This is a genomic window from Lelliottia wanjuensis, assembly GCF_030238365.1.
Classification (GTDB): domain Bacteria; phylum Pseudomonadota; class Gammaproteobacteria; order Enterobacterales; family Enterobacteriaceae; genus Enterobacter; species Enterobacter wanjuensis.
Genome location: NZ_JASSOT010000062.1, coordinates 140,959 through 160,053 on the forward strand (window position 1 = coordinate 140,959; position 19,095 = coordinate 160,053).

13 protein-coding genes are annotated in these 19,095 nt (G+C 58.5%); 10 read left to right on the top strand and 3 right to left on the bottom strand.

Annotated features, from left to right (window positions below):
- Positions 1-10: 10 nt before the first annotated feature.
- The 3 genes from thiB to thiQ are packed head-to-tail and all read left to right on the top strand — an operon-like array spanning position 11 to position 3,265.
- Positions 11-994 carry a thiamine ABC transporter substrate binding subunit gene (gene thiB, locus QQF33_RS13405; protein WP_285150652.1) on the top strand — a complete coding sequence of 328 codons (984 nt, stop codon included), beginning with the start codon at positions 11-13 and terminating at the stop codon, positions 992-994.
- The gene (gene thiP, locus QQF33_RS13410; RefSeq protein WP_285150651.1) at positions 970-2,580 is read left to right on the top strand and encodes a thiamine/thiamine pyrophosphate ABC transporter permease ThiP; all 1,611 of its coding nucleotides are present in this window, start codon (positions 970-972) and stop codon (positions 2,578-2,580) included. Before thiB ends, thiP begins: the two co-directional genes overlap by 25 nt.
- Positions 2,564-3,265 (top strand): thiamine ABC transporter ATP-binding protein ThiQ, encoded by a 702-nt coding sequence (thiQ, locus tag QQF33_RS13415; RefSeq protein ID WP_285150650.1) that lies wholly within the window; start codon positions 2,564-2,566, stop codon positions 3,263-3,265. The genes thiP and thiQ overlap by 17 nt, the downstream gene beginning before the upstream one ends.
- 65 nt (positions 3,266-3,330) lie before the next feature.
- Here thiQ and QQF33_RS13420 read toward each other — a convergent pair whose 3' ends face one another.
- Both QQF33_RS13420 and araC read right to left on the bottom strand, forming a co-directional pair.
- Positions 3,331-4,098 carry a DedA family protein gene (locus QQF33_RS13420; protein WP_285150649.1) on the bottom strand — a complete coding sequence of 256 codons (768 nt, stop codon included), beginning with the start codon at positions 4,096-4,098 and terminating at the stop codon, positions 3,331-3,333.
- 128 nt (positions 4,099-4,226) lie between these two features.
- On the bottom strand, positions 4,227-5,069 hold the full coding sequence (gene araC, locus QQF33_RS13425) for an arabinose operon transcriptional regulator AraC (RefSeq protein WP_282491629.1): 843 nt from the start codon (positions 5,067-5,069) through the stop codon (positions 4,227-4,229).
- 337 nt (positions 5,070-5,406) lie between these two features.
- On the opposite strand from araC, the gene araB reads away from it, so the two are divergent.
- The 6 genes from araB to rluA all read left to right on the top strand — a co-directional run bounded on the left by araB (position 5,407) and on the right by rluA (position 15,622).
- Positions 5,407-7,116: a ribulokinase gene (gene araB / locus QQF33_RS13430; RefSeq protein WP_285157956.1), complete on the top strand. Its 1,710-nt coding sequence runs from the start codon at positions 5,407-5,409 to the stop codon at positions 7,114-7,116.
- A gap of 10 nt (positions 7,117-7,126) precedes the next feature.
- Complete coding sequence (gene araA / locus QQF33_RS13435; RefSeq protein WP_282491627.1) at positions 7,127-8,629, top strand: L-arabinose isomerase; 1,503 nt, start codon at positions 7,127-7,129, stop codon at positions 8,627-8,629.
- A 103-nt stretch (positions 8,630-8,732) separates the two neighbouring features.
- On the top strand, positions 8,733-9,428 hold the full coding sequence (gene araD, locus QQF33_RS13440) for an L-ribulose-5-phosphate 4-epimerase (RefSeq protein ID WP_285150647.1): 696 nt from the start codon (positions 8,733-8,735) through the stop codon (positions 9,426-9,428).
- A 126-nt stretch (positions 9,429-9,554) separates the two neighbouring features.
- Positions 9,555-11,912 (top strand): DNA polymerase II, encoded by a 2,358-nt coding sequence (gene polB / locus QQF33_RS13445; protein WP_285150646.1) that lies wholly within the window; start codon positions 9,555-9,557, stop codon positions 11,910-11,912.
- Between the two features lie 131 nt (positions 11,913-12,043).
- Positions 12,044-14,950, top strand: coding sequence for an RNA polymerase-associated protein RapA (rapA, locus tag QQF33_RS13450; RefSeq protein ID WP_285150645.1), 2,907 nt, complete (start codon positions 12,044-12,046; stop codon positions 14,948-14,950).
- Between the two features lie 12 nt (positions 14,951-14,962).
- Positions 14,963-15,622 (top strand): bifunctional tRNA pseudouridine(32) synthase/23S rRNA pseudouridine(746) synthase RluA, encoded by a 660-nt coding sequence (gene rluA / locus QQF33_RS13455; RefSeq protein ID WP_285157957.1) that lies wholly within the window; start codon positions 14,963-14,965, stop codon positions 15,620-15,622.
- 34 nt (positions 15,623-15,656) lie between these two features.
- Here the strand turns inward: rluA and djlA are convergent, their stop codons facing one another.
- A complete protein-coding gene (djlA, locus tag QQF33_RS13460; RefSeq protein WP_282491619.1) occupies positions 15,657-16,478 on the bottom strand; it encodes a co-chaperone DjlA in 822 nt (273 codons plus the stop codon).
- Positions 16,479-16,718: 240 nt separating this feature from the next.
- Here djlA and lptD point away from each other — a divergent pair, with 240 nt between their 5' ends.
- A complete protein-coding gene (gene lptD, locus QQF33_RS13465) occupies positions 16,719-19,067 on the top strand; it encodes an LPS assembly protein LptD (protein ID WP_285157958.1) in 2,349 nt (782 codons plus the stop codon).
- Positions 19,068-19,095 lie beyond the last annotated feature (28 nt).

Below are 19,095 nucleotides of genomic sequence, written 5' to 3' on the forward strand. Positions count from 1 at the left end.
GAGGTGCAAAGTGTTAAAAAAAGTTCTCCCCCTGCTGGCGCTCTTCGCGCTGCCTGCTTTTGCCAAACCCGTTTTGACGGTCTACACCTACGACTCCTTTGCCGCCGACTGGGGCCCTGGCCCGGTGGTCAAAAAAGCCTTTGAAGCCGATTGCAACTGCGAGCTGAAATTCGTGGCGCTGGAAGATGGCGTTTCCCTGCTTAACCGTCTGCGGATGGAAGGCAAGAACAGCAAAGCCGACGTAGTGCTGGGTCTCGACAACAATCTGCTGGAAGCGGCCTCGCAAACCAAACTGTTCGCCAAAAGCGGTGTCGCCGCCGATGCGGTCAGCGTGCCGGGCGGCTGGAAAAACGATACCTTCGTGCCCTTCGATTACGGCTACTTCGCCTTTGTTTACGACAAAAACAAGCTGAAAAACCCGCCGAAAAGCCTGAAAGAACTGGTCGAAAGCGACCAGAAATGGCGCGTGATTTATCAGGACCCGCGCACCAGCACGCCGGGCCTGGGACTGCTGCTGTGGATGCAAAAAGTGTACGGCGATAAAGCGCCGGAAGCCTGGCAAAAACTGGCGGCCAAAACCGTCACCGTCACTAAAGGCTGGAGCGAAGCCTACGGCCTGTTCCTGAAAGGTGAAAGCGATCTGGTCCTGAGCTACACCACCTCTCCGGCCTATCACATCATCGAAGAGAAGAAAGATAACTACGCCGCCGCGAACTTCGCCGAAGGTCACTATCTGCAGGTGGAAGTCGCCGCGCGTACCGCCGCCAGCAAACAGCCGGAACTGGCAGAAAAGTTCCTGAAATTTATGGTCTCTCCTGCGTTCCAGAATGCGATCCCGACCGGCAACTGGATGTACCCGGTGACGGACGTGACGCTGCCCGCCGGCTTTGACCAGCTGAGCAAACCGCAAACCACGCTCGAGTTTACCCCGCAGCAGGTTTCCACTCAGCGCGCCGCCTGGATCAGTGAATGGCAACGCGCCGTCAGCCGCTAATTCCCGGCTGGCTGATCCCCGGGCTGACTGCCGCCACACTGATGGTGGTGGTGAGCCTGGGGGCTTTTCTTGCCCTGTGGCTGAACGCACCGGAAAGCGACATCGCCGCGCTGTGGCACGATAGCTATCTCTGGCACGTGGTGCGGTTCTCCTTCTGGCAGGCATTTCTCTCTGCCCTGCTTTCTGTGGTTCCGGCGATCTTTTTAGCGCGGGCCCTGTACCGCCGCCGCTTCCCCGGCAGGCAAGCCCTGCTGCGCCTGTGCGCGATGACCTTAATTCTGCCCGTGCTGGTCGCCGTCTTCGGTATTCTGAGCGTGTACGGACGCCAGGGGTGGATCGCCACGCTGTTGAATGCCTTCGGGCTGGAGTGGACTTTCTCCCCTTACGGCCTGCAGGGCATTTTACTCGCTCACGTGTTCTTCAATATGCCGATGGCGACGCGTCTGTTCCTGCAAGCGCTGGAAAACATTCCCGGCGAGCAGCGCCAGCTGGCAGCCCAGCTCGGGATGCGCGGTTTTGCCTTCTTCCGCTTTGTCGAGTGGCCGTGGCTGCGTCGGCAGATCCCGCCCGTCGCGGCACTGATTTTTATGCTCTGCTTCGCCAGCTTTGCCACCGTGCTGTCGCTTGGCGGCGGGCCGCAGGCTACCACTATTGAGCTGGCGATCTATCAGGCGCTGAGCTTTGACTACGATCCGGGCCGCGCGGCGGTGCTGGCAATGATTCAGATGTTCTGCTGTCTGGGGCTGGTGCTGCTCAGTCAGCGCCTCAGCAAGGCGATTGCCGTCGGTAGCCATCAGGTGAACGGCTGGCGCGACCCGCAGGACAGCCTGCGCAGTCGTCTGAGCGATCTCCTGCTGATTGCCCTCGCGCTGCTGTTATTACTTCCGCCACTATTGGCGGTGGTGGTGGATGGGCTCAATCTGAATCTGTTTTCCGTGCTGCAACAGCCGGTGCTGTGGCAGGCGCTGTGGACGTCACTGCGTATCGCTATCGGGGCCGGATTGCTGTGCGTTCTCCTGACCATGATGCTGCTGTGGAGCAGCCGTGAGCTCTACGCCCGCCAGTCGCGCATCGCCGGACAGGCGCTGGAGTTGAGCGGAATGTTGATTCTGGCGATGCCGGGGATCGTGCTGGCGACCGGGTTCTTTTTGCTGTTTAACAGTACCATCGGCTTACCTGAGCACGCCGACGGGATCGTGATTTTCACCAACGCGCTAATGGCGATCCCCTACGCCCTGAAAGTGCTGGAAAACCCGATGCGCGATCTCAGCGCCCGCTACACGCTGCTGTGCCAGTCGCTGGGGATGCGCGGCTGGCAGCGGTTGAAAGTGGTGGAGCTGCGCGCCCTGAAACGCCCGCTGGCACAGGCGCTGGCATTTGCCAGCGTGCTGTCGATTGGCGATTTCGGCGTGGTGGCGCTGTTTGGCAACGACGATTTCCGCACCCTGCCGTTCTGGCTGTATCAGCAGATTGGCTCGTATCGCAGTCAGGATGGTGCGGTCACCGCTCTGCTCCTGCTGCTGCTCTGTTTTACCCTCTTCACCGTTATCGAAAAACTTCCGGGGCGCGATGCTAAAACTGACTGATGTAACCTGGCTTTATCAGCACCTGCCGATGCGTTTTACGCTCTCCGTCGAGCGCGGGGAGATGATGGCGATCCTCGGCCCGAGCGGCGCGGGGAAAAGCACGCTGCTCAATTTGATTGCCGGTTTTCTGCCTCCGGCGCGCGGGGAGATGGTGATTGACGGGCAGAACCACACCCACACGCCGCCGTCCCAGCGGCCGGTGTCGATGCTGTTTCAGGAAAACAACCTGTTTACCCATCTGACGGTGCGCCAGAATATTGGGCTGGGGATGGACCCCGGTCTCAAACTGTCGGCGGCTCAGCGTGAAAAACTGGAATCTATCGCGCAGCAGATGGGGCTGAATGAATTTCTCGACCGCCTGCCGGGCGAGCTCTCTGGCGGGCAGCGTCAGCGCGTGGCCCTTGCGCGCTGTCTGGTGCGCGAACAGCCAATCTTACTCCTCGACGAACCTTTCTCCGCCCTCGACCCGGCCCTGCGCCAGGAGATGTTGCTGCTGGTGAAAGAGGTGTGCCAGCAGAAGAACCTGACCATGTTAATGGTGTCCCACAGCATAGAAGACGCCGCGCGGATCGCAGCGCGTTCAGTGGTGATCGCCGACGGACGAATTGCGTGGGATGGGGAGACTCAGGAGCTGGTAAGCGGTAAGGCGAGTGCCTCCGCGTTGTTGGGGATCGTGCCGCTGTAAAAAAGCCGGGTGGCGGCTGCGCCTTACCCGGCCTACGGTTCGAGCCGCTGTAGGCCCGCAATAAACTACCGGCTTACCACCTTCAACAAAATCTCGCCATACACCGGCATCAATGGATGACGAATCAACGCCACCAGCGCTACCACGGCGATCCCGAGCGTTAAGGGCGCGAGCATCATCAGGCGCCCACGCGGCAGATAGTGGGTCAGACGATCCGTCCCCGCTTTCGCACTGCGCCATAATCTCCAGCACAACCAAAACGCGACCCACAGCAGCAGCGCGGTCCCTAACAGCAGCCATTTAAAATGACCGCTTTGCGCATCGGCGGGGATATCAATCGCCGCACCGGCCAGAATGCCCGGCAGGAAGTAAACTGGCGGCCAGAGAAGGCAGCCAATGATGTTCGGCAGCAGAAACTTTGCGACGGGCAGGTCCAGCATCCCGGCAACCATCGGCACAATCGGGCGCGTCGGCCCAATGAATCGCCCAATCAGAATGGTAAACATGCTGTGCTGATGCAGGGCATGCTCGGTTTTATCGAGCAACGCTTTGTTCTTTTTCATGAACGACCAGCGATGCAGCGGCTTTTTGAAGCGCCAGCCGAGCCAGAAAGAGATCCAGTCCCCCAGCAAACAGCCCACGATACCGGCCATCCATGCCTGCCAGAAGTTCACCTCGCCGCTGCCGATCAGCGCCCCGAGGCCCGCCATCATCACCGTTCCGGGTAATATCAGCCCGACCAGCGCCAGCGATTCAAGAAAGGCGACCAGCGCGACGGCAATCAGCGAATAGGCGACGGACTGCGTAATAAAATGTTCCAGCAATGCCTGCATAACGTTTCCGGTCAGATAACAGAGCAGGGATTCTGCGAAGTGCTTCCTGCCGCGTCAAGACAACAATTGTCTGAATAGTTTACCGGGTGCCGCCAGACTTCACCTGTTTGTTTAGTTTTATTTACGTTTTATTCACACCCCGCGCGGAATTCGCTGGGGCTGGCGCCAGTACATTTCTTAAAGACGCGGGAAAAATAGAGCTGATCTTCAAAGCCGACATTACGCCCGACGGTGGCAATCGGCATGCGCGTGGTGCTGAGCAGCAGTTTGGCCTGGCTGATGCGCTGATCCTCGCGCCAGCTCAGGACGCTCACGCCCAGCTGCTGGCGGAAGAGATGCGACAGGCGCGACGGCGACAGACAAACGTGCTGGGCGACCCCCGCGATATCAAACTGGCTGTCCGCCAGATGATCGCTGATGTACTGACAGGCATCGCGCACGCGGTTATCCAGCGGCGGATTGAGCGACGCGTTGATCGCCTCCATGCGCCGCAGCAGCAGCTGTTCCAGCAGATTAATCGCCAGCAGTTCGGCGTAGCGCCCACCCGCCTGGGCTTCAATAATTTGCGCAAACAGCTCGCGGAACTGCGCCTGATGCGCTTCGTCGGGGCGATAAAAACCGGTGTGTGCAAAGATCGCCGGCCAGGCCAGCCACTCCTGCCAGTAGGCGCGCGGGCGGAAGTAGACCCACTGGTGATACCACTCTTTCGCGTCCGGATGGCGTCCGTAGTGGTGAATCTCTCCCGGCGGGAACAGCAAAATATCCCCCGGACGACAGACAAACTGCCGATCGTGATTTTTGATGATCCCTTCGCCGCGCACGGTGATATTCAGGATATACCCTTTCATCCCCAGCGGACGATCGACGAAAAAGTCGAGGTAGCCGTCGGCTTCAATGGGAGTCAAACCCGCCACCAGATGGGCGTTGAAGGAGTAGCCCGGCAACAGGGGATCGTTTTGTATTTCGGCCATAAACAGGTGACTCCCGACGGTCAATAAGGAAACAAATTGTCCATATCGATAAAAGCCGTATAAAAACGGGTCGTTAAAAGATCCCAATCACCTGCCCGCTCTTTTAATTCCGCTTTGCCTCAGCCTTTACCCCAGATTTTTCCGCGACATCATGTCAATCAGCGGTAACAAAAGTGTCTATAACTGCGGCAGAAATGTCCACATTGAATATTTGCACGGCGTCACACTTTCCACCTCAACAGCAATTTAATCCATAAGATTAGCGGATCCTGCCTGACGATTTTCGCCCCCAATCTCTAATGTTGATCCATACCCGTTTTTTGATGGAGCAATATAAATGACAATTGCGATTGGCCTCGATTTTGGCAGTGACTCGGTACGCGCCCTGGCGGTGGAGTGTCGTACGGGCCAGGAGATAGCAACCAGCGTGGAGTGGTATCCGCGCTGGCAAGAGGGGCGTTACTGCGATGCGCCAAATAACCAGTTCCGCCATCACCCGCGCGACTACATCGAATCGATGGAAGCGGCGATCAAAACCGTGCTTGCTGAGCTGAGCGAAGCCCAGCGCGCCGAGATCGTCGGTATCGGCGTGGACAGCACCGGCTCGACGCCGGCCCCGGTGGATGCCGAAGGCCGCGTGCTGGCGCTGCGCCCTGAGTTTGCCGACAACCCGAACGCCATGTTCGTGCTGTGGAAAGACCATACTGCGGTTGAAGAGGCCGAAGCCATCACCCGTTTGTGCCATCAGACGGGCAAAACCGACTACTCCCGCTACATTGGCGGGATTTATTCCAGCGAGTGGTTCTGGGCCAAAATTCTGCACGTCACCCGCGCCGACCGCGACGTGGCGCAGGCTGCGGTGTCGTGGATTGAGCTCTGCGACTGGGTGCCAGCCCTGCTGTCAGGCACTACTCGTCCACAGGATATTCGCCGTGGACGCTGCAGCGCCGGGCATAAATCCCTGTGGCATGAAAGCTGGGGCGGACTGCCTCCGGCGGCATTCTTCGATGAACTCGATCCGCTCATCAATCAGAGCCTGAAATACCCGCTGTTTACCGATACCTATACCGCCGACATTCCGGTCGGAACCCTCTGCGCCGAGTGGGCGCAGCGTCTGGGTCTGCCGCAAAACGTGGCGATTTCCGGCGGGGCGTTCGACTGCCACATGGGTGCCGTCGGCGCGGGCGCGCAGCCGAATACGCTGGTGAAAGTCATTGGCACCTCAACCTGCGACATCCTCACCGCCGATAAAGCCACCGTCGGCGATCGCGCCGTGAAAGGCATTTGCGGTCAGGTGGACGGCAGCGTGGTCCCTGATTTTATCGGGCTGGAAGCCGGGCAATCCGCCTTCGGTGATATCTACGCCTGGTTTGGCCGCGTGCTCGGCTGGCCGCTGGATCAGCTGGCGGAAACCCATCCGGAACTGAAAGCGCAGATCGCCGCCAGCAAAAAGCAGCTGCTCCCGCAGCTGACCGAAGCCTGGGCGAAAAACCCGTCGCTGGATCATCTCCCGGTGGTGCTTGACTGGTTTAACGGCCGTCGTACCCCGTTTGCCAATCAGCGTCTTAAAGGCGTGATCACCGACCTCAACCTGGCGACCGACGCGCCCGCGCTGTTTGGCGGCCTGATTGCGGCCACCGCCTTTGGCGCACGCGCCATCATGGAGTGCTTCACCGAGCAGGGGATCGCCGTGAACGAGGTGATGGCTCTTGGCGGCATTGCGCGTAAAAACCCGGTGATCATGCAGGCTTGCTGCAACGTGCTGAACCGTCCGCTGCAGATTGTCGCCTCCGATCAGTGCTGTGCCCTCGGGGCGGCTATTTTCGCTGCCGTCGCGGCAGGCGTTCACGCGGATATCCCGACCGCGCAGCAGCACATGGCGAGCAAAGTTGAGAGCACGCTCCAGCCGCGCGCCGCGCAGGCCCAACGCTTCGAACAGCTTTATCAGCGCTACCTGCAGTGGTCGAAAAGCGCCGAACAACACTATCTCCCTGTCGCCGCCCCGGCCAAAAACACCGCGGAACAACCGGCAACCCTGACACATTAAGGACACGATAATGAGCATTTTTAATAATTATGAAGTGTGGTTTGTCATTGGCAGCCAGCATTTATACGGACCGGAAGCGCTGCAGCAGGTGACGAAACACGCGGAGCACGTGGTTAACGCCCTGAACGCCGAGGCCAAACTGCCGTGCAAGCTGGTGCTGAAACCGCTCGGCACCACGCCGGACGAAATTACCCATATCTGCCGCGATGCGAACTACGACGACAAATGCGCCGGGATGGTGGTGTGGCTGCACACCTTCTCCCCGGCCAAAATGTGGATCAACGGCCTGACGATCCTCAACAAGCCGCTTCTCCAGTTCCATACCCAGTTCAACGCCTCCCTGCCGTGGGACAGCATCGATATGGACTTTATGAACCTGAATCAGACCGCACACGGCGGCCGCGAGTTCGGCTTCATCGGCGCGCGTATGCGCCAGCAGCACGGCGTGGTGACCGGTCACTGGCAGGATCAACACGCGCAGCAGCGCATTGGATCCTGGATGCGCCAGGCGGTATCGAAACAGGATACCCGCCATCTGAAAGTGGTGCGTTTTGGCGACAACATGCGCGAAGTAGCGGTGACCGACGGCGATAAAGTCGCCGCGCAGATCAAATTTGGTTTCTCGGTAAACACCTGGGCCGTGGGCGATCTGGTGCAGGTGGTGAACGACATCAGCGAGGGCGATATCAGCGCGCTGGTGGATGAATACGAAAGCAGCTACCGCCTGACCGCGGCGGCGCAGATCAACGGCGACAAGCGCCAGAACGTCATCGATGCGGCGCGCATCGAACTGGGCATGAAACGCTTCCTCGAACAGGGCGGCTTCCACGCCTTTACCACCACTTTTGAAGACCTCCACGGCCTGAAACAACTGCCTGGCCTGGCGGTGCAACGTCTGATGCAGCAAGGCTACGGCTTTGCGGGCGAAGGCGACTGGAAAACCGCCGCCCTGCTTCGCATCATGAAGGTGATGTCGACCGGTCTACAGGGCGGCACCTCCTTTATGGAGGATTACACCTACCACTTCGAGAACGGCAACGATCTGGTGCTGGGCTCGCACATGCTGGAAGTGTGTCCTTCCATCGCTGTCGAAGAGAAACCGATCCTCGACGTGCAGTACCTGGGCATTGGCGGCAAAGCCGATCCGGCCCGCCTGATCTTCAACACCCGCACCGGCCCGGCGATTAACGCCAGTCTGATCGATTTGGGCGATCGCTTCCGCCTGCTGGTGAACTGCGTGGATGCCGTCGAAACCCCACACTCCCTGCCAAAACTGCCGGTGGCGAACGCCCTGTGGAAAGCGCAGCCGGATCTCCCGACCGCGTCGGAGGCCTGGATCGTCGCCGGTGGCGCACACCATACGGTCTTCAGCCACTCGCTGGATCTGAACGATATGCGCCAGTTCGCGGAGCTGCACGACATCGAGCTGACCGTCATCGACAACGACACCCGCCTGCCCGCGTTTAAAGATGCGCTGCGCTGGAACGAAGTCTATTACGGTTCAAAACGTTAAGTACGGTGACGGATTGCCCGGTGGCACTTCGTTTACCGGGCCTACGGGAGCGCACAAACACTGTAGGCCGGGTCAGCGAAGCGCCACCCGGCATGGAGACAACATGTTAGAAGATCTCAAACGTCAGGTGCTGGAAGCCAACCTCGCCCTGCCGAAACACCATCTCGTTACCCTCACCTGGGGTAACGTCAGCGCCGTCGATCGGGAGAAAGGCGTCTTTGTGATTAAACCCTCCGGCGTGGATTACAGCGTGATGACCGCCGACGACATGGTGGTGGTGAGCATCGCCACCGGCGACGTCGTCGAAGGGACCAAAAAGCCCTCCTCCGATACGCCAACCCATCGCCTGCTCTATCAGTCATTCCCGTCGATTGGCGGCATCGTCCACACCCACTCGCGCCACGCCACCATCTGGGCGCAGGCCGGGCAGTCGATTCCGGCGACGGGCACGACGCATGCCGACTATTTCTACGGCTCCATCCCCTGCACGCGCAAAATGACCGACGCCGAAATCAACGGCGAGTACGAGTGGGAGACGGGCAACGTGATCGTCGAAACCTTTGAAAAACAAGGGATCGACGCAGCGCAAATGCCGGGCGTCTTGGTGCACTCCCACGGCCCATTCGCCTGGGGCAAAAACGCCGAGGACGCGGTACATAACGCCATCGTGCTGGAAGAGGTCGCCTACATGGGGATCTTCTGCCGCCAGCTGTCACCGCAGCTCCCGGATATGCAGCAAGCGCTGCTGGATAAACACTATCTGCGCAAGCACGGGGCGAAGGCGTATTACGGGCAGTGATCGGTTAGGGTTTTGTAGGCCGGATAAGCGCAGCGCCATCCGGCAAAACACACCTGTATATAACCCCAGCAAAGACCCCTTAACCAGGCTATACTCACGCCTGGTTTTGTTTTTTGGGATAACGGCGTGGCGCAGGCGCGAGAAGGCTTTTTACTGACCCGGCACTGGCGGGATACCCCTCAGGGTACCGAAGTGGAATTCTGGCTGGCAACGGACGAGGGTCCGCTGAACGTCACACTTCCGCCGCAAGAGTCTGTGGCCTTTATCCCGGAACAGTACGTTGAAAAAACGCGCGAAGTATTGCGCGGGGAAAACGGCTGGCGCATCACGCCGCTGGAGCTGAAAGATTTCCACCGTACGCCTGTGTTTGGGCTTTATTGCCGCGCTCATCGCCAGCTGATGCGCTATGAAAAGCTGCTGCGCGAAGCGGGTGTGACGCTGTACGAAGCGGATATTCGCCCGCCCGAGCGTTTCCTGATGGAGCGCTTTATCACCGCCCCCGTCTGGGTCGACGGCACGCCGCAAGGCGACAAACTCATTAATGCCCGTCTGAAACCCAATCCTCACTACCGCCCGCCGCTGAAATGGGTGTCGCTGGATATCGAAACCACGCGCCACGGCGAGCTGTACTGCATCGGGCTGGAAGGCTGCGGCCAGCGGATTGTCTACATGCTGGGCCCGGAAAACGGCGACGCGTCGGGGCTCGATTTTGAGCTTGTATACGTCAACAGCCGCCCGCAGCTGATCGAAAAACTCAACCAGTGGTTTGCCACCCACGATCCCGATGTGCTGATCGGCTGGAACGTGGTGCAGTTTGACCTGCGCGTTTTGCAAAAACATGCCGAGCGCTACCGCATTCCCTTGATGCTCGGGCGCGGAAACAGCGAGCTGGAGTGGCGCGAGCACGGCTTTAAAAACGGCGTGTTCTTCGCCCAAGCCAACGGGCGGGTGATTATCGACGGCATCGAAGCCCTCAAATCCGCCTTCTGGAGTTTCTCCTCTTTCTCGCTGGAAGCGGTGTCCCAGGAGCTGCTCGGCGAAGGGAAATCCATCGACAATCCCTGGGATCGCATGGACGAGATCGACCGGCGCTTCAACGAAGACAAACCGGCGCTGGCGACCTACAACCTGAAAGACTGCGAGCTGGTGACGCGGATTTTCCACAAAACCGAAATCATGCCGTTCCTGCTGGAGCGCGCCACCGTCAACGGCCTGGCGATCGATCGTCACGGCGGATCTGTCGCTGCGTTCGGCCACCTTTATATACCGCGTATGCACCGAGCGGGTTATGTCGCGCCGAATCTTGGCGAAGTCCCGCCCCAGGCCAGCCCCGGCGGGTATGTGATGGACTCCCGGCCAGGGCTGTATGATTCGGTGCTGGTGCTGGACTATAAAAGCCTGTACCCGTCGATCATTCGCACCTTCCTTATCGATCCCGTCGGGCTGGTCGAGGGCATGGCTCAGCCCGATGACGCCCACAGCACGGAAGGTTTTCTCGGCGCGCGTTTCTCGCGGGAGAAACACTGCCTGCCGGAGATCGTCAGCCAGATCTGGCACGGGCGCGACGAGGCCAAGCGCCATCACAACAAACCCCTCTCTCAGGCGCTGAAGATCATCATGAATGCCTTCTACGGCGTGCTCGGGACCAGCGCCTGTCGGTTTTTCGATCCCCGCCTCGCCTCGTCGATCACCATGCGCGGGCATGAGATCATGCGCCAGACCAAAGCGCTGGTGGAATCCCAGGGCTATGACGTGATCTACGGCGACACGGACTCGACCTTTGTCTGGCTGAAAGGCGCGCACAGCGAAGAGGCCGCCGCCAAAATTGGCAACGATCTGGTGGCTTTCATCAACGACTGGTGGCAAAACCATTTGCAAAAAGAGCGCTTAACCAGCGCCTTAGAGATTGAATTTGAAACCCATTTCAGCCGCTTTTTGATGCCGACGATTCGCGGCACCGAGCAGGGCAGCAAGAAGCGTTACGCCGGTTTGATTCAGGAAGGCGACACGCAGCGAATGGTGTTTAAAGGGCTGGAAACCGTGCGCACCGACTGGACCCCGCTGGCGCAACAGTTCCAGCAGACGCTCTATCTGCGCGTGTTCCGCAACGAGCCGTATCAGGATTATGTCCGCGAGACCATCGCCAGCCTGCTGGCCGGTGAGCTGGATAGCCAGCTGGTCTATCGTAAGCGCCTGCGCCGCCCGCTGGCGGAGTATCAGCGCAACGTCCCGCCGCACGTTCGCGCCGCCAGACTGGCCGATGAAGAGAACCTGCGTCTCGGTCGCGCGCCGCAGTATCAAAACCGGGGAACCATCAAATACGTCTGGACCACCAGCGGCCCGGAGCCGGTCGATTATCAGCACTCGCCGCTGGATTACGATCACTATCTGACGCGCCAGTTAATGCCTGTTGCCGATGGAATATTACCCTTCGTCGACGATGATTTTGCTACACTCATGACAGGGCAACTGGGGCTATTTTGACGCGTGACGAAAACGCCGCCATCCAGTACCATAGCGCCCTTTCCATTCCCGGACCCATTTTTCGATGGCCGTCACTCTGCGACGGTGGTCGAACTATTGCCTGCAAAACTAAAGATTAGAGCCCAATAACTATGCCTTTTACACTTGGTCAACGCTGGATCAGCGATACAGAAAGCGAACTTGGATTAGGAACTGTGGTAGCGCTGGATGCGCGTATGGTCACGATCCTCTTCCCGGCCACGGGTGAAAACCGTCTGTATGCACGCAATGACTCCCCTGTTACCCGCGTCATGTTTAACCCGGGTGACACCGTTACCAGCCATGAAGGCTGGCAGCTGAAGATTGAAGACGTAAAAGAAGAGAATGGGATCCTCGCCTACATCGGTACGCGAGTGGACACCGAAGAGACCAATGTCATCCTGCGCGAAGTGCTGCTCGACAGCCGCCTGGTCTTCAGCAAGCCGCAGGACCGTCTGTTTGCCGGTCAGATTGACCGCATGGACCGTTTTGCCCTGCGCTATCGCGCGCGTAAATTCCAGAGTGAGCAGTACCGTATGCCGTGGAGCGGCCTGCGCGGTCAGCGTACCAGCCTGATCCCGCACCAGCTGAACATCGCCCACGACGTCGGTCGTCGTCATGCGCCGCGCGTCCTGCTGGCCGATGAAGTGGGCCTCGGGAAAACCATCGAAGCGGGCATGATCCTGCATCAACAGCTGCTCTCTGGCGCCGCCGAGCGCGTGCTGATTGTGGTGCCAGAAACCCTGCAACACCAGTGGCTGGTCGAAATGCTGCGCCGCTTCAACCTCCGTTTCTCCCTGTTTGACGACGAGCGCTACGCCGAAGCACAGCACGACGCGGACAACCCGTTTGAAACAGAACAGCTGGTGATCTGTTCCCTCGATTTCGTACGCCGCAGCAAGCAGCGCCTTGAGCATCTGTGCGACGCCGAGTGGGATATCATGGTCGTCGACGAAGCGCACCATCTGGTGTGGAGCGAAGACGCGCCAAGCCGTGAATATATGGCTATCGAACAGCTGGCGGAGCGCGTGCCGGGTATTCTGCTGTTGACCGCCACGCCGGAACAGCTGGGTCTCGAAAGCCACTTTGCCCGTCTGCGTCTGCTTGATCCAAACCGTTTCCACGATTTCTCGGTATTTGTCGAAGAACAGCAAAACTATCGCCCGGTTGCCGACGCGGTGGCGCTGCTGCTGGCCGGGAAACACCTCTCCAACGATGAACTCAACATCCTGAGCGAGCTGATTGGCGAACAGGATATTGAGCCGCTTCTACACGCCGCGAACAGCGACCGCGACGACGCCGAAACCGCGCGTCAGGAGCTGGTTTCGATGCTGATGGACCGCCACGGCACCAGCCGCGTGCTGTTCCGTAACACCCGTAATGGCGTGAAAGGCTTCCCGAAACGCGAGCTGCACACCATCAAGCTGCCGCTGCCAACCCAGTATCAGACGGCGATTAAAGTCTCCGGCATCATGGGTGCGCGTAAAAGTGCGGAAGAGCGCGCACGCGACATGCTCTATCCGGAACAGATTTACCAGGAGTTCGAAGGCGATACCGGAACCTGGTGGAACTTCGATCCGCGCGTTGAGTGGCTGATGGGTTATCTGACGGCTCACCGTTCCCAGAAAGTGCTGGTGATTTGCGCCAAGGCGGCCACCGCGCTGCAGCTGGAGCAGGTCCTGCGCGAGCGGGAAGGGATCCGCGCCGCCGTGTTCCACGAAGGGATGTCGATCATCGAGCGTGACCGCGCAGCGGCCTGGTTCGGCGAAGAGGACAGCGGCGCGCAGGTTCTGCTGTGCTCTGAAATCGGCTCCGAAGGGCGTAACTTCCAGTTCGCCAGCCATCTGGTGATGTTCGATCTGCCGTTTAACCCGGATCTGCTGGAGCAGCGTATCGGCCGTCTGGACCGTATCGGTCAGGCGCACGATATTCAGATCCACGTCCCGTTCCTCGAAAAAACCGCTCAGTCCGTACTGGTGCGCTGGTTCCACGAAGGGCTGGACGCGTTTGAACATACCTGCCCGACCGGGCGCACGATTTACGACCAGGTGCACAGCGATCTGATCGGCTACCTGGCGGCGCCAGAAGAGACCGAAGGTTTTGACGACCTGATCAAATCCTGCCGCGAGAAGCACGACGCGCTGAAACTGCAGCTTGAACAAGGCCGCGACCGTCTGCTGGAAATTCATTCCAACGGTGGCGAAAAAGCGCAGGCTCTGGCCGAAAGCATTGAAGAGCAGGACGACGACACCAGCCTGATCAGCTTTGCGATGAACCTGTTTGATATCGTGGGTATCAACCAGGACGATCGTGGCGAAAACATGATCGTCCTGACGCCGTCCGATCACATGCTGGTCCCGGACTTCCCGGGTCTGCCGGAAGATGGCTGCACCATCACCTTCGAGCGTGACGTCGCGCTTTCCCGTGAAGACGCGCAGTTCATCACCTGGGAACACCCGCTGATTCGCAACGGCCTGGATTTGATCCTCTCCGGCGATACGGGCAGCAGCACCATTTCCCTGCTGAAAAACAAAGCGCTGCCTGTCGGGACGCTGCTGTTAGAGCTTATCTACGTGGTGGAGGCGCAGGCGCCGAAACAGCTGCAGCTCAACCGCTTCCTGCCTGCGACGCCGGTGCGTTTGATGCTCGACAAAAACGGCACCAACCTCGCCGCACAGGTCGAGTTTGAGAGCTTCAACCGTCAGCTGAGTGCGGTGAACCGTCACACGGGCAGCAAGCTGGTGAATGCCGTTCAGCAGGATGTGCACGCCATCCTGCAGCAGGGCGAAGCGCAGATTGAGAAAGCTGCCCGCGCGCTGATTGATGCGGCTCGCAGCGAAGCCGACGATAAACTCTCGGCCGAACTGTCGCGTCTGGAAGCCTTAAAAGCGGTGAACCCAAACATCCGTGACGACGAGCTGGCTGCGATCGAGAGCAACCGCGAGCAGGTTATGGAAAGCCTGGATCAGGCGAGCTGGCGACTGGACGCGCTGCGTCTGATCGTTGTGACGCATCAGTAACCGGAGCGCGACATGATCATGGAGACCTACAATCCGCCGATGGACCCGTGGCTGGTCATTCTGTATCAGGATGAGCACATCATGGTGGTCAACAAGCCCAGCGGCCTGTTGTCCGTGCCGGGACGTCTGGAGGAGCACAAAGACAGCGTGATGACGCGCGTACAGCGCGATTATCCGCAGGCGGAGTCCGTGCATCGCCTGGATATGGCGACCAGCGGCGTGATTGTAGTGGCTCTGACCAAAGCGGCTGAGCGCGAATTAAAGCGCCAGTTCCGCGATCGTGAACCGAAGAAACAGTACGTCGCGCGCATCTGGGGACACCCGGAGAAGGCAGAAGGTCTGGTGGATTTACCGCTGATTTGCGACTGGCCGAACCGGCCTAAGCAAAAAGTCTGTTTTGAAACCGGCAAGGCGGCACAGACGGAGTATGAAGTGCTGGAGTACGCGCCGGATAACACCGCGCGTATTCTGCTTAAACCGATTACCGGGCGTTCGCACCAGCTGCGCGTGCATATGCTGGCGTTAGGTCATCCGATTCTTGGGGATCGCTTTTACGCCACACCTGAAGCGCTGGTGATGGCGCCACGCCTACAATTGCACGCTCAGATGCTGACGATTACCCATCCGGAATTCGGCAATCTGATGACCTTTAAAGCACCCGCTGACTTTTAACCGTGTGGCCCGGCGCTTGCCGGGCCAACGCGTATTACTTAAAGCCCTTCTGCTCTTTAATGAGCTCGTACGCTTTCTGGATTTCCTGCGCTTTCTGCTTCGCCATCTCCATCATCTCCGGCGGTAACCCTTTGGCCACCAGTTTATCCGGGTGATGTTCGCTCATCAGCTTGCGATAGGCGCGTTTGATGGTGGTCGCATCGTCGGTCGCTTTCACGCCCAGCACGTTACAGGCATCTTCCAGCGTCGGACCGCGCTGCGCCTGCTGCCAGCCGCCGCCCGCAGACTGCTGCTGGTGCTGATAGCCGCCGCCAAATTGCGCCCCGCCCTGCATCATGCGCAGGAACTGGTCGAACTGCATGCGGGAAATGCCCAGCTCTTCGGCAATCACATACAACACGTCGCGTTCGTTCGGATGCAGAGAACCGTCGGCAAACGCCGCCTGGATCTGAATTTCGAGAAACATCCGAATGAGGTCAAAACGGCCGAAACAGATGCTGCGGAACTGACGCATTTTCTCGCGCAGGGGATAGTTATCCGCCTTGCCGATACGAAACGCATTTTGCGCGGCAACGCGTGACTCACCGTGCAGGCTCATGCGATCCATAAACACGCTGGCAATCTGAATGTCCGCTTCGGTAACGCGCCCTTTCGACTTGGTTAAATGCCCCATCACCTCAAAGGTGGTGGAGAAAAAGAGTGCCTGACGCTCGCGCTGGTTGGCAAAGAAGGCCATTTTGCGGCTGCGCGCCTTATCAAACATATGCCCGATAATGAGGCCCAGCACGATGCCCCAGAACCCTGCGCCCATCAATAAAGCGAACGCCACGCCAATGATTTTACCCCAATACTGCATAGACTCCCCGTATGGTCATGTTCCAGGTCTCGACGCAACTCCATCATCTCAGTGGTCGAGCCACGGTCAATTGAGGGACATCGCCTATAATTTGCATTATCATACTCGTCATTCGATAGCGAGCCTAACACTCTGACTCGTAACCGGGCAGGATTAACGCTGGCACTGCGCAGATGAGTAAGATAGTCTCTGAGCGTTTGTAAGCCGTAGCCACTGATGACGGAACACTAAATATAACGTATGAAAAAACGTATCCCCACCCTCCTGGCCACCATGATCGCCGCCGCTCTGTACAGTCAACAGGGCATGGCCGCCGATCTTGCCTCGCAATGTATGCTGGGCATTCCAAGCTATGATCGCCCACTGGTGCAGGGTGATACCAATAACTTGCCTGTCACGATTAATGCCGACCACGCGAAGGGGAACTACCCTGATAACGCGACCTTCACGGGTAATGTCGACATTAACCAGGGTAACAGCCGTCTGCAGGCGGACGAAGTTCAGCTGCATCAGAAGCAACCCGAGGGCGCGGCTGAGCCGGTCCGAACGGTGGATGCTCTGGGCAATGTGCACTATGACGACAATCAGGTCATCCTGAAAGGTCCGAAAGGCTGGGCAAACCTGAATACTAAAGATACCAACGTCTGGGAAGGTGATTACCAGATGGTGGGTCGCCAGGGGCGCGGTAAAGCGGACCTGATGAAACAGCGCGGCGAAAACCGCTACACCATTCTGGAGAACGGCTCCTTCACTTCCTGTCTGCCGGGTTCCAATACCTGGAGCGTGGTCGGGAGCGAAGTGATCCACGACCGCGAAGAGGAAGTGGCGGAGATCTGGAATGCGCGCTTCAAACTCGGCCCGGTGCCGGTGTTCTACAGCCCCTATTTGCAGCTTCCGGTTGGCGACAAGCGTCGTTCAGGCTTCCTGATCCCGAACGCCAAGTACAGCACCTCGAACTATTTTGAGTTCTACCTGCCGTATTACTGGAACATCGCGCCCAACATGGACGCCACCATTACGCCGCACTACATCCATAAGCGCGGCAATATTCAGTGGCAGAACGAATTCCGCTATCTGACTCAGGCGGGTTCCGGTTTGATGGAACTGGATTATCTGCCATCTGACAAGGTGTACCAGGACGAGCATCCAACAGAGGGCGATCGCCACCGCTGGTTATACTACTGGCAGCATGCGGGCGTGATGGATCAGGTGTGGCGCTTCAACGTCGACTACACCAAAGTCAGCGACCCTTACTATTTTAATGATTTCGATTCTAAGTACGGTTCCAGTACTGACGGCTATGCGACGCAGAAATTCAGCGTCGGTTATGCCATCCAGAACTTTAACGCCACGGTATCGACCAAGCAGTTCCAGGTCTTCAGCAACCAGACGCGTAGCACCTACGGCGCCGAGCCGCAGCTGGACGTGAACTGGTATCAGAATGACGTCGGTCCGTTTGACACTCGCGTCTATGGTCAGGCAGTGCACTTCGTGAACACCAGCTCCGACATGCCGGAAGCCACGCGTGTGCACCTTGAGCCGACGATCAACCTGCCTTTATCTAACGACTGGGCGAGTCTGAACACCGAAGCCAAGATGATGGCGACCCATTATCAGCAGAAGAATCTGGACACGTATAACGCCCGTTACGGCACCGATCTCGAAGAGTCCGTTAACCGCGTGCTGCCGCAGTTCAAAATGGATGGCAAGCTGATTTTCGAACGTGATATGAATCTGGCGAGCGGGTATACCCAGACGCTGGAGCCGCGCATGCAGTACCTGTATGTGCCGTATCGCGATCAAAGCAAAATCCAGAACTACGACTCCTCTTTCCTCCAGTCCGACTATAGCGGCCTGTTCCGCGATCGGACTTATGGTGGCCTTGACCGTATCGCCTCCGCGAACCAGGTCACGACCGGTGTGACAACTCGCGTATATGATGATGCTGCGGTTGAACGTTTTAACGTTTCTGTTGGTCAAATCTACTACTTCACCGAAGCACGTACCGGTGATGACAACATTAACTGGGAGAAAGACAACAAAACGGGTGCCCTGGTGTGGGCGGGCGATACCTACTGGCGTATGACCGATCGCTGGGGTCTGCGCGGTGGTCTGCAGTACGACACACGACTGGATAATGTCGCGACCAGCAGCGCCAGCATTGAATATCGCCGTGATGAGGACCGGATGGTGCAGTTGACCTACCGTTACGCCAGCCCGGAATATATTCAGGCGACGCTGCCAAACTACGCCACCGCCGATCAGTACAAGGACGGTATTGCGCAGGTCGGTGGTGCGGCAAGCTGGCCGATCGCCGATCGCTGGTCCATTGTGGGCGCTTACTACTTCGACACCAATACCAGCAAGCCAGCGGATCAGATGGTTGGCTTGCAATATAACTCCTGCTGTTACGCGCTTCGCGTCGGTTACGAACGCAAGCTTAACGGCTGGGATACCACGAATAATCAGAGCAAATACGATAACGTCATTGGCTTCAATGTCGAACTGCGCGGCCTGAGCTCCAACTACGGCCTGGGCACGCAGCAGATGCTGCGCTCGAACATTCTGCCATATCGTAGTTCCTTGTAATGTGCTTGATTTACAACGCCATCCGCTT